This window comes from Methylobacterium sp. Leaf94, assembly GCF_001426045.1.
Classification (GTDB): Bacteria; Pseudomonadota; Alphaproteobacteria; order Rhizobiales; family Beijerinckiaceae; genus Methylobacterium.
In genome coordinates, this window is the sequence record NZ_LMRM01000023.1 from 88360 (window position 1) to 100315 (window position 11956).

The following is an 11956-nucleotide window of genomic DNA, read 5'->3' on the forward strand; positions in this document are numbered from 1 at the left end:
GCATGAACCAGGCCGCCGACGCGCAGAGCCGCCGCCTTCGGGCGCGCTTGTCCGCCGCCCCGGTCCTGTCCGATCCCGACGGGGCGGCGGCGCGCCTCGCCGAGGTGGCGCCCGCCTGGCCGGCGGGCTTCCTCGACGCGCCCCTGCGTGCCCTGCTCCTCGGCCTCGCCGACCATTCCCCGTTTCTCTGGCAGCTGGTCGCCCGGGCGCCCGAGCGCCTCGCGGCCCTCGTCGAGGCCGAGCCGGAGGCGGCCCTGGCGGCCCTCGTCGCCCGGCAGCGGGATGCGGGCCGCGGGCCCGACCTCGACGCCGTCGCCCGCGCGCTGCGGCAGAACCGGGCGGAGCACGCGCTCCTCGTCGCTCTGGCCGATCTCGGCGGGCTCTGGCCCCTGGCCACGGTGACCCAGGCCCTCTCGGACTTCGCCGACGCCTCGGTGCGGGCGGCCGTCGACGCCATGCTGCTCCAGGCCGCGGCGGCCGGGCGCTTCCTGCCCCGCGATCCGAGCGCACCCCAGGCCGGCTCCGGGCTCATCGTCCTGGCGCTCGGCAAGCACGGGGCGGGCGAGCTGAACTATTCGAGCGACATCGACCTCGTGGTCTTCTTCGACCCCGAGACCGCCCCCCTGAAGGCCGACCTGCCGCCGACGCCCTTCTTCAGCAAGCTGGCGCAGGGCATGGCCAAGCTGCTGCAGGAGCGCACCGCCGACGGCTACGTCCACCGGGTCGATTACCGCCTGCGCCCGGACCCGGGCTCGACCCCGGCGGCCCTCTCGCTCAACGCCGCCTACGTCTATTACGAGAACCTCGGCCAGAACTGGGAGCGGGCGGCCTACATCAAGGCGCGGGCGATCGCGGGCGACATCCCGGCCGGGGAGGCCTTCCTGGCGAACCTGCGCCCCTTCGTCTGGCGGAAGTACTTCGACTTCGCCTCCATCGCCGACGTGCACGCGATGAAGCGCCAGATCCACGCCGTGCGCGGCCACGACACGATCGCGGTGGCGGGCCACGACATCAAGCTGGGGCGCGGCGGCATCCGGGAGATCGAGTTCTTCGTCCAGACCCAGCAGCTCGTCTTCGGCGGGCGCCGGCCCGAGCTGCGCGGGCGCGGCACCGTCGCCATGCTCGACGGCCTGACCCGCGACGGCTGGATCGACGCCACCGCCCGCGACGACCTTACGGCGGCCTACGGCTTCCTGCGCACGATCGAGCACCGCCTGCAGATGCTGCGGGACGAGCAGACCCAGCGCCTGCCGAGCGAGGCCGACGAGCTCGAGCGCTTCGCGCGGTTCGCGGGCTTCGCCACGCGGGACGCCTTCGAGGCCGCCCTGTTCCACCAGGCCCGCCGGGTGCAGGGCCACTACGCCCTGCTGTTCGAGGCCGAGCCCGACTTGTCCTCCGATGTCGGCGACCTCGTCTTCAGCGGCACCGGCGACGACCCGGCGACCCTCGCGACCCTGGAGAAGCTCGGCTTCCGCGAGCCCGAGCGGGCGGTGGAGACCGTGCGCGGCTGGCATTTCGGCCGGCGGCCGGCGGTGCGGACGCCCCGCGCCCGCGAGGTGCTGACCGAGCTGGTGCCGGTGCTGATGCAGGCGCTCGGCGGCACCGCCCATCCGGACGCCGCCCTCGACACCCTCGACCGGGCCTTCGCCCGGATGCCGGCGGCCCTTGAACTCCTCACCATCCTGCGCTCGAACGAGCGCCTGCGCCTGCTCTTCGCCGACCTCCTCGGTACGGCGCCGCGCCTCGCCGAGACCGTCGCCTTCAGCCCGCACGTCCTCGACGCGGTGATCGACCGGGATTTCGCCGATGCCAGCGCGGATGCCGAGGCCCTGGCGCAGCAGGTTCGCGCCCGCCTCGGTCAGGCGAGCGACCACGAGGACTTCCTCGACCGGATCCGCGACGCCGCCCGCCAGCTCCGCTTCCTCACGGGTGCCCGGCTCCTCTCCGGCATCCTCTCGCCCGAGGAGGCCGGCCGCGCCTTCGCGGGCATCGCCGACGCGGTGATCGCCGTGACGGTGGAGCGCGTCTCCGCGACCTTCTTCTCCGAGCACGGGGCGGTGCCGAAGGGACGCCTCGCGGTGCTCGGCCTCGGGCGCCTCGGCGCGCGCCAGCTCACCGCGGATTCCGACCTCGACCTCGTGCTGGTCTACGACTTCGACCCCGACGACCGCACCAGCGCCGGCCCGAAGCCCCTCGACGCGGCGGTGGCCTATAATCGTCTCGCCCAGCGCATCGTCGCCGCCCTCACGGTGCCGACCCGGCGCGGCCATCTCTACGAGGTCGACCTGCGCCTGCGGCCCGGCGGCGGCCAGGGCCCGGTGGCGGTGCAGTGGCGCAGCTTCCGCAGCTACCACGCCGAGGAGGCGGAGCTCTGGGAGCACATGGCCCTGACCCGCGCCCGGGTGATCGCCGGCGATGCGGGCCTCGGCGCCGAGCTCGACGGCGAGATCCGCGCCGTCGTCGCCCGACCGCGGGACCCCGCCGACGTGCGGCGCGCGGTGCGGGAGATGCGCGCCCTCGTGGAGCGGGAGAAGGGCCATCGCGGCCCCCTCGACCTCAAGCTCGCCCCCGGCGGCCTCCTCGACCTCGACTTCCTGGCCCAGGCCCTGATGCTCGGGCTGGCCCACCGGCGGCCGGACCTCGTCGGTCTCGGGGCCTGCGCGGTGTTCGCGAAGGCCGCCGAACACGGCGACCTCGCCCGCCCCGCGGCGGAGCGCCTGATCGAAGCCTACCGCCAGTTCGACGACGTGCTGCACTGGCAGCGCCTGATGGTGGAGGGCGACCCGGCCGAGGCCTCGCCCGTGGCCCTCTCGCGCCTCGCCGTGGCCATGGGTTCACCGGATTCGAACCGGCTGGTCGCCGGGCTCGACGAAGCGCGCATGGAGATCCGCGCGCTGTTCGAGCGCCTGATGGCGGGGTGAGGACGAGGGGGCGGGCCGATGCCCTCCGTCCCGGCAGCGCGATCACCGACGGCAGCGCACCGTCATTCCGGGGCGCCACAGGCGAGCCCGGAATCCAGAGCCGCAGACGATGGAAAGTCCTGCACCACCTGTGTCTCTGGATCCCGGACTCCGCTGCGCGGCTCCGGGATGACGTGGTGCTGCGCGTGGGTTGCCGACGAGCGGATCGGTCCCTTCAATCCCCCTGCCTGCCAGAGGCCTCCGCCCCGAAAAGACCTCAGACCGTCTCCGGCACCGCCTCGGGCGAGCGCGGGGTGGCGCCGGCGGCGTCGCGAAGGGAGGCGACGGTTTCCTGGGCGGCGGCGTCGACGAGGTTGCGGCGGTTCTCCGCGGTCGGGATCGGCAGCCGCACCATCACGATGGTGCCGAGGCCCTCCTGGGAGCGGATGCGCAGGGCGCCGCCGTGCAGTTCGGCCATCGAGCGCGCGATGGCGAGGCCGAGCCCCGAGCCCTTGTGGCTGCGGGTGAGGTTGGTCTCGACCTGCTGGAACGGCGCGCCGAGGCGGCGCAGGGCCGATTTCGGGATGCCGATGCCGGTATCCTCCACGTAGATGTGGACGTTGGAACCGGCCGGCCGCGCCTTGATGATGATGCGGCCGTCGCCGGGGGGCGTGAACTTCACCGCGTTCTGCACGAGGTTGGTGAGGATCTGGTGCAGGGCGCGCTCGTCGGCCAGCACGGTCAGGTCCTCGACCACGTCCACGTTGATCGTCAGGGATTTGGCCCGGGCCGCCTCGCCCACGAGCTTCAGGGTGCCCTCGATCGCCCCGGCCACCGCGATCTCCCGCGGGGCGAGCTTCACCGTCTGGGCCTCGATGCGCGACATGTTGAGGATGTCGTCGATCACCGAGAGCAGGTAGTCGCCGCTGGTGCGGATGTCCCGGCAGTAATCGGTGTAGCGGGGCGAGCCGAGGGTGCCGTAGACCTCGCTCTCCATCAGCTCGGCGAAGCCCATGATGGCGTTGAGCGGCGTGCGCAGCTCGTGGCTCATGTTGGCGAGGAATTCGGACTTGGCCTGGTTGGCGCCCTCGGCCTGCGCCTTCTGGTCGAGGTAGCGCTCGGCGAGGTCGGCGAGCTGCTGGGTCTGGAGCTCCAGGGTCCGGCGGGAGCGCTTGAGGTCGCGCACGGTCTCGATCAGCTCGCGCTCGGACTGGACCAGCTGCTCCTGGTGGCGCTTGAGGCTGGTGATGTCGGTGCCCACCGAGACGTAGCCGCCGTCCTTGGTGCGGCGTTCGCTGATCTGGAGCCAGCGCCCGTCGGTGAGCTCGGCCTCGAAGGTGCGGGCGGTGGCGCCGCTCGGCTCCAGGTCCCGCAGCTCGCGCCGGACGGGGGGCAGCACGCCCCGGCCCATGATCTCGGCGTAGCGCCGGCCCGGAATCGCGTCCTCGGGGCTGAGGGCGTGGAGGTGGCGGAACTTCGAATTGCAGAGGACGAGGCGGTTGCCGGTGTCCCAGAGGACGAAGGCCTCGGAGATGGCCTCCACCGCGTCGCGCAGGCGCATGTCGGCGGTGGCGTTCAGTTCGGCGAGATTGCGCTGCTCGGTGACGTCGAGGGCGATGCCCACGAGGTGGCGGCCGCCGTCGATGGTGTCCGGCACGATCTCGGCCCGCATCCGCATCCAGACCCAGTTGCCGGTGGCGCCGCGCACCCGGAACTCGTGGTCGACGGTGGACTGGCTGGCCGCGAGATGGCGCGCCAGGCTGTAGAGGTCGCCGTCGTCGGGGTGCACTAGGGCGTTCACGTCGCCGAAGGACAGGAACTCGCGCTCGCGGTGATAGCCGAGGAGCGCGTACATCGAATCGGACCAGTAGATCCGTCCGCGCGGGATGTCCCAGTCCCAGAGGCCGCAGCGGCCGCGGCCGAGGGCGGTGTCGAGGCGCTGCTTGATCTCCTCGCAGACCCGGTCGACGGCGTAGGCCCGGCGGGTCTGCAGGGCGTAGGCGATGCCGGTGCCGATGATGACCAGGGCGGCGGCCCCGAGGAGGATCGCCTGGTTGCGCATCCGGGTGGTCCAGGCGGCGGTGATGGCGGTGAGCGGCTGGAGCACCGCCACCTGGCCCCGCCCGCCGGGCAGGTTGCGCAGGGCCGCGATCACCACGGAGCCGTCCGCCAGGGTCACGGTCATCACGCCCGCGCTCTCGCCCAGGGTGGAGAGCGCCTGCATCTCCCCGAGATGCTGGGTCAGGGTGCGGCGGGGGCCGGGCAGGGGCGGATTGGCCGCCACGATGACGTCGTTGGGGGAGATCAGCAGGATCTGACGGCCGGCATGGAGCAGGCCCGGCGGCAACAGGGCGCCGAGGTTGCGGTGGGCCGCCTCGCCCTTGGCCTCGCCGTCGATGTCGATTCCGGCGAAGGCCGCCGCGGCGAGGCGGGTCACCGCCTCCACGTCCGTGGTCGCCGCCCGGATCACCTCCTCGCGCTGGGCCTGCAGCAGCATGGCCGCCACCGCCCCGAGGCAGATCAGGAACGTGGCGAAGAGGGCCGGCAGGGCGAAGCGCAGCCAGGTCTCGGCACGCACGAAACGGACATGGGCGGCGTGTTGCGGCCGGTGGATGCCAAGAATCGTATCCGCACGCGCGGAGAGGGAAGCGGAATCCGCCTCCAGCATGGACTAACTCCGCCGTTGGGATTGTAGCACCGGGAAGGCGGGCCGCCCCGCTTTCCGAATCGTATACGATTCAACATTTCCGGTGGGGTTTTGTCCACGCGTTTTTTCCGGCCACGCTTGACTCCCGTTGCGAATCCGAGGTGCGGAATCGACGCCGGGGCGGGCCGAAAAAACGATTCTCTTCAGGCACTTGCTAGCCGGCGAGGGTCCGCTCCAGGATGTCCCCGACGTCCCGTGACAGACCGGCAACAGCGCGAATTTTCAGCAATGTGGTCTCGGCGCGGCCGCGCCGCTCCAGTTCCATCATCCGCCACGATCCGAAGGCCGTCAGGAGGCGCGCGGCCACCTGCGGGTTGGTCTTGTCGAGGGCCAGAACCGTCTCCGCCACAAGGGCATAGCCCGCGCCGTCGGGCCGGTTGAACTGGGTCGGGTTGCCCATGCTGAAGCTGCCGATGAGGGACCGGACCCGGTTCGGATTGCCCATCGAGAAGGCCGGGTGAGTCTGCAGGCGGCGAATGCGGTCGGGGGTTTCGGCCTCCGGGATGCCGGCCTGGATCGCCAGCCACTTGTCGAGGACCAGGGGTTCGGCGCGGTAGGCCTCTGCGAATCGGTCGAGCGCCGCTTCGCGCTCGGGACCCGGAACCTGGGACAGGACCGAGAGGGCGGCGAGCCGGTCCGTCATCGTCGTCGCCGCGTCCATCTGGTGTGCGGCGAGCAGGCTCGCCGCGGCCGGATCGGCCGCCGCCACGAGGTCGAGGGCCGCGTTGCGGAGGGCGCGCCGGCCGGCGGCCGCGGCCTCGGGGCTGAACGGCGTGCCGGGCGCGTCCGCCAGCGCGTCGCGCAGGGCGAGGAGCTGCGGCTTCAGGCGCGTCCCCAGCGCCCGGCGCAGGGCGTGCCGGGCCCAGTGGATCGCGTCCGGGTCGATCTCCGTGGCGATCTCGTTGGCGACGTCGGCCTCGCTCGGCAGGGCGAGGACCAGGGCGGCGAAGGCCGGGTCGATGAGGGCCTCGTCCGCCAGGAACCCGGCGAGGGCCGCACCGAACCCGTCCGCCCCGGCCTCCGGCAGGGTGCCCGACCGCGTCCCCTGCACGAGGAGGCGCATGGCCACGCTCTGGGCCGCCTGCCAGCGGTTGAAGGGGTCGGTGTCGTGGCGCAGCAGCGTCAGCGCGTCGGCATCCGGCATCTCGATCTCGACCCGCACCGGGGCGGAGAAGCCGCGAAACAGCGAAGGCACGGGGCGCACGGGGACGTCGGTGAAGGTCAGGCTGTCGCTGGCCTGGTCGAGCACGAACACGCCGTCGGCGACCCGGTCGCTCGCCGCCCCGGCGAGGGGGCCGTCCGGTCCGATCAGGCCGAGGCGGATGGGGATCACCAGGGGCGGGGCCTCGGCGCTGCCGGGCAGGCTCTGGCGGAGGGCGAGACGGTAGGTCCGCGCCTCGGCGTCGTAGTGGCCCTGCACGGCGACCCGCGGCGTGCCGGGGCGCTCGTACCAGCGGGCGAAGGCGGTGAGGTCGCGGCCGGAGGTGGCTGCGAAGGCGGCGAGGAAATCCTCAACCGTGGCGGCGGTGCCGTCGTTGTCGGTGAAATAGCGGTCCATCCCGGCACGAAAGGCGTCCGCGCCGAGGAGCGTGCGCAACATCCGCACGATCTCGGCGCCCTTCTCGTAGACGGTGGCCGTGTAGAAGTTGTTGATCTCGGTGTAGTGCCGCGGCCGCACCGGGTGGGCCAGCGGCCCGGCATCCTCGGGGAACTGGCGTGCCCTCAAGGTGCGGACCTCGCCGATGCGATGCACCGCGCGGGAGCGCATGTCGGAGGAGAATTCCTGGTCCCGGAAGACCGTCAGGCCCTCCTTGAGGCAGAGCTGGAACCAGTCGCGGCAGGTGATGCGGTTGCCGGTCCAGTTGTGGAAGTACTCGTGCGCGATGATCGCCTCGATGGCGGCGTAGTCCGCGTCGGTGGCCGTCTCGGGGGATGCCAGGACGTAGCGGTCATTGAAGATGTTGAGGCCCTTGTTCTCCATCGCGCCCATGTTGAAGTCCGAGACCGCGACGACGTTGAAGACGTCGAGGTCGTAGGCGCGGCCGAAGGCGGTCTCGTCCCAGGCCATGGAGCGGGCCACCGCGTCGAGGGCGTAGTCGGCCCGCTCCGCCTTTCCGGGCTCGACATAGACGGCGAGCTCCACCGAACGGCCCTCGCTGGTGGTGAAGGGGCGCCGCACGGCGTCGAGGCGGCCTCCCACCAGGGCGAAGAGGTAGGCGGGCTTCGGGTGGGGATCGTGCCAGGTCGCGAAGTGGCGCCCGGGGCCGGCCGCGCCGGACTCCACGCGGTTGCCGTTGCCCAGCAGCACCGGCGCCGCGTCGCGATCGGCCTCGATCCGCGTGGTGTAGACCGCCATCACGTCGGGCCGGTCGAGGAAGTAGGTGATCCGCCGGAAGCCGTCGGCCTCGCACTGGGTGCAGTAGACCCCGTTCGAGCGGTAGAGCCCCATCAGCTTGGTGTTGGCGCTCGGGTCGATCCGGGTCTCGATGCCGAGGGTGAAGGGGCCCGCCGGCGGCCGGTGCACGGTCAGGCCGGCCGGCGAGACGCTGTAGGCCTCGGGCGCGAGGTCGGCGCCGTCGAGGGTGAGGCGCTCCAGCACCAGGTCCTCGCCGTCGAGGACGAGGGGCGCGCCCGGGCGCCCGGCCGGGTTGGGGGCCAGGGTCAGCCGGGCCCGGACCCGGGTGGCGGTGGGATGGAGCGCGACGTCGAGGTCCACCGTGTCGATCCGGTAGTCGCTGGGGCGGTAATCCTCCAGGCGGATCGGGATCGGGGCTTCGGTGCGCATGCGGACTCCTCGGGCTGAGCCCCCACTGTGCGGGGTGCGCCGCGGCGGCGCAACGCGCGCCGGCTCCGGCGCGTTGACGCGCATCCCGCGTTGACGCGTGCGTGCGCCGGACCACATAGGCGCCAGTCCCTCGGAGAGCTCCAACCCATGCGATTCCTGCACACCATGGTCCGCGTCGCGGACCTCGACCGCGCCCTCGACTTCTACGTGAACACCTTCGGGCTGCAGGAGGTGCGGCGCGTCGACAACGAGAAGGGCCGCTTCACCCTCGTGTTCCTCGCCGCCCCCGACGATGCCGGCACGGCCAAAGAGACCCAGGCGCCCGTGATCGAGCTGACCCACAACTGGGACCCGGAGACCTATTCGGGCGGGCGCAACTTCGGCCACCTCGCCTACGAGGTCGACGACATCTACGCGTTCTGCGCCAAGCTGCAGGCGGCCGGGGTCACGATCAACCGCCCGCCCCGCGACGGCAACATGGCCTTCGTGAAGTCCCCCGACGGCATCTCGATCGAGCTGCTGCAGAAGGGCCCGGCCAAGCCGCCGCAGGAGCCCTGGTCCTCCATGGAGAACACCGGCTCCTGGTAGCGTCCACCCGGGACGGACGACCCCGCGCGGGGCCGTTCGTCCCGGTCCAGATCCCCAGTGTCGGTCCCCGCTCTCAGGCGCCGGTCTCGGGCACGGGCGTGATGCCGAGCTGGCTCAGCTTGGCCGCCACGATCTCGATCGGCCGGCGCAGCTTCAGGCTCATGACGGAGACCGGGATGCCCTCGCGGGCCATCTCGGTGAGTTGCTGGACGGATTCGAGCGTCCAGGCCGTGTCGTTCGTCGCCATCGCGTCCTCCTGATCCGTTGCGGTCCGGGATCCCGTCGGACCCGGGACCCCGGATGGTCCGTGGCGGCGCCGGACCCGCCGGCGCGCCAGCCCTGGACACCTGGCGCGAGGCGCGGGCTCCGCAAGCGGCGAGGCCAAAATCCGGGCATGCCGCTCCGTGCGGCAGCGCCCGTTCCCCGCCCGGCGACGTCCGGGGCCTTGACCCCCGGGCCGTGCCCGGCGCACACCCGCGCCGGATCAGTCGGCCGGGCGGCCGCTCCGGCCCGCAAGGTCCGGGGAGGAAAGTCCGGGCTCCATGGAGAGACGGTGCCGGATAACGTCCGGCGGGGGCGACCCCAGGGACAGTGCCACAGAGAGCAGACCGCCACGGACCGGCGCGAGCCGATCCGCGGTAAGGGTGAAAGGGTGCGGTAAGAGCGCACCGCGGACGCGGCAACGCGGACGGCACGGCAAACCCCACCGGGAGCAAGACCGAATAGGGGCGACACGGCGGGCCTTACGGTCCGTCAGGCCCTCTCTCCAGGCCCGTCGCCCGGGTTGGTTGCTCGAGGCGATCGGCAACGATCGTCCCAGAGGAATGGCCGCCACGTCCGGGGACCGCGAGGGTCCCGGGCCCTACAGAACCCGGCTTATAGGCCGACTGATCCGCCTGAAGGTTCATCGCGGGCGGCGTCCGCCCGGGACGTCTTGCCCGGCCCGGCCGGCGGACCGTTTGAGGCGCCGGACTGCCCGCGCGCGATGAGAAACGGCCGTCGGTGCCCCATCCCCGGTGGTTGCGACGGCGCGCACCGGCAGACCGCTTTGCGCGGGAAAACTTACGCTCGGTTAACCTTGCTGAGGTCTGATCGTCCCGAGCCGCTCCCCCTCGGCCAGGTTCGTTGACGGCGCTCAGAGGCCCATGGTACCCCGATTCATCCCGTCAACGGCGATTTTCGGATCGACGGACGCACCCTGTCCCAGGCAGGCCGGTGTCCGCATGCGCGGTCGCGTCACGCGTCGACCCGGAGACGCCCCGTCTCTCCGAGCCGCGCCTGCGCGCTCCAGCCCCGTGGAAGGGACGCATGCGCCGCATCAGTCCGGTCGAGTCCTCGCTTCGTCCCTCCGCCCATGCGGCGTCCGTCCCCGGGCGCGCGCGACCGCCGCGCGCCGGGGCGCCCCGATGACGCGCGCTCCCCGCGAGGCGCGGGTGAACCGGGTGCCCAACGGGGCGCCGCACGTCCCCGTCCTCCTGGCGGAGGTCCTCGATTCCCTCGATCTGCCGGGCCGGGCGCTGGCCGTCGACGGCACCTTCGGGGCCGGCGGCTACACCCGCGCGATGCTCTCGGCCGATCCGTCCGTTCACGTTCTGGCGATCGATCGCGACCCCGGCGCCATCGCGGGCGGGGCACCCCTGGTGGCCGAGGCCGGCGGGCGCCTGACCCTGGTGCCGGGCCGCTTCGGCGGGCTCGACGCCTGCGTTCAGGGCGCCGGCCATGCCGCCGCCGACGCGGTCGTCCTCGATATCGGCGTTTCGTCGATGCAGATCGACCAGCCCGAGCGCGGCTTCTCCTTCCGCAACGACGGCCCCCTCGACATGCGCATGGAGCGTGCCGGGCCGAGTGCCGCCGACCTCGTCAACGAGTCCGAGGAAGCCGACCTCGCCGACATCATCTTCCACTACGGCGAGGAGCGCCGCTCCCGCGCCGTCGCCCGGGCGATCATCGAGGCGCGCCGCAAGGGCCGCATCGAGACCACCGCGGCTTTGGCCGACATCGTCGCCAGCGTGGTCTGGGTGGATCCCGCCAGCGGCATCCACCCGGCGACACGGACCTTCCAGGGCCTGCGCATCGCGGTCAACGACGAACTCGGCGAGCTCGTGCAGGCGCTCCACGCCGCCGAGCGCATCCTGCGGCCCGGCGGCCGCCTCGCGGTGGTGACCTTCCATTCGCTGGAGGACCGGATCGTGAAGCAGTTCTTCTCGGCCCGCAGCGGCCGGGCGGCCCAGGCCTCCCGCCACCTGCCGAGCCTGGAAGCGCCGGCCCCCCGCAGCTTCGCGGCCGTGACCAAGGGTCCGGTGCTGCCGACCGAGGCCGAGACCGCCGCCAATCCCCGTGCCCGCTCGGCCAAGCTGCGCGCGGTGGAACGCACGGACGCCCCCGTGCCCGCCCCCCTGGCCGCCATCGAGACCCTGGCCGCGCTGCCCGCGCGGACCGGTCGGAGCGGAGGAGCACGCCGGTGATCCGTTTGCTCAACCTGATCGCGGTGCTCGGCCTGATCGGCTCGGCGATCTACGCCTACTCGATCAAGTACGACACGCTCTACCAGGCCGGGCAGGTCTCGAAGGCCCAGACCCAGCTCAAGAAGGAGCGCCAGGCCATCGCGGTGCTGCGCGCCGAGTGGCAGCTCCTGACCCGGCCCGACCGGCTCCAGGCGGCGGTGGACCGCTACCTCGCCCTCGAGCCCATCGGCACCGCCCATCTCGGCCGCCTCGCCGACCTGCCGGCGCGGCCCGACCGCGGCGACGAGATCGGCCGGCTGCTGGCCGCCACCGCGACGCCGAAGGAGAAGCCGGTGGCGGGCCGCGGCGGCGACGAGCCGCGCACCACCGGCAGCATCACGCCGCGCACCACCACGACCAGAACCCCGACCACGACTTCGAGGTAGTGCCCGTGTCCGAAGTCCCGCCGCCCGGCCGAGACCCGATTCCCGCCCGAGACGCCGATTCCGCCGCCGCGTCGACCCCCGCGCCG

At 72.6% G+C, this 11956-nt stretch carries 7 protein-coding genes and 1 other RNA gene; 5 read left to right on the plus strand and 3 right to left on the minus strand.

Annotated elements, in window-relative coordinates; all coding sequences use genetic code 11:
* Positions 1-2: 2 nt before the first annotated feature.
* A complete protein-coding gene (locus ASG63_RS13415) occupies positions 3-2921 on the plus strand; it encodes a bifunctional [glutamine synthetase] adenylyltransferase/[glutamine synthetase]-adenylyl-L-tyrosine phosphorylase (protein WP_056216955.1) in 2919 nt (972 codons plus the stop codon).
* A 256-nt stretch (positions 2922-3177) separates the two neighbouring features.
* Here the strand turns inward: ASG63_RS13415 and ASG63_RS13420 are convergent, their stop codons facing one another.
* Both ASG63_RS13420 and pepN read right to left on the minus strand, forming a co-directional pair.
* A complete protein-coding gene (locus tag ASG63_RS13420; RefSeq protein ID WP_056216959.1) occupies positions 3178-5568 on the minus strand; it encodes a PAS domain-containing sensor histidine kinase in 2391 nt (796 codons plus the stop codon).
* A gap of 193 nt (positions 5569-5761) precedes the next feature.
* The gene (gene pepN, locus ASG63_RS13425) at positions 5762-8392 is read right to left on the minus strand and encodes an aminopeptidase N (RefSeq protein WP_056216963.1); all 2631 of its coding nucleotides are present in this window, start codon (positions 8390-8392) and stop codon (positions 5762-5764) included.
* A 147-nt stretch (positions 8393-8539) separates the two neighbouring features.
* On the opposite strand from pepN, the gene gloA reads away from it, so the two are divergent.
* The gene (gloA, locus tag ASG63_RS13430) at positions 8540-8980 is read left to right on the plus strand and encodes a lactoylglutathione lyase (RefSeq protein ID WP_056216966.1); all 441 of its coding nucleotides are present in this window, start codon (positions 8540-8542) and stop codon (positions 8978-8980) included.
* A gap of 73 nt (positions 8981-9053) precedes the next feature.
* Here gloA and ASG63_RS25970 read toward each other — a convergent pair whose 3' ends face one another.
* Complete coding sequence (locus ASG63_RS25970) at positions 9054-9227, minus strand: hypothetical protein (protein WP_156649706.1); 174 nt, start codon at positions 9225-9227, stop codon at positions 9054-9056.
* Between the two features lie 237 nt (positions 9228-9464).
* Between ASG63_RS25970 and rnpB the strand changes: the two genes are divergently transcribed.
* The 3 genes from rnpB (at position 9465) to ftsL (ending at position 11870) form a co-directional block, all read left to right on the plus strand.
* Positions 9465-9875, plus strand: an RNA gene (rnpB, locus tag ASG63_RS14240) — RNase P RNA component class A.
* A 511-nt stretch (positions 9876-10386) separates the two neighbouring features.
* Positions 10387-11445 (plus strand): 16S rRNA (cytosine(1402)-N(4))-methyltransferase RsmH, encoded by a 1059-nt coding sequence (gene rsmH / locus ASG63_RS13435; protein ID WP_056216969.1) that lies wholly within the window; start codon positions 10387-10389, stop codon positions 11443-11445.
* Positions 11442-11870, plus strand: coding sequence for a cell division protein FtsL (gene ftsL / locus ASG63_RS13440; RefSeq protein ID WP_056216973.1), 429 nt, complete (start codon positions 11442-11444; stop codon positions 11868-11870). The genes rsmH and ftsL overlap by 4 nt, the downstream gene beginning before the upstream one ends.
* Positions 11871-11956: the final 86 nt, after the last annotated feature.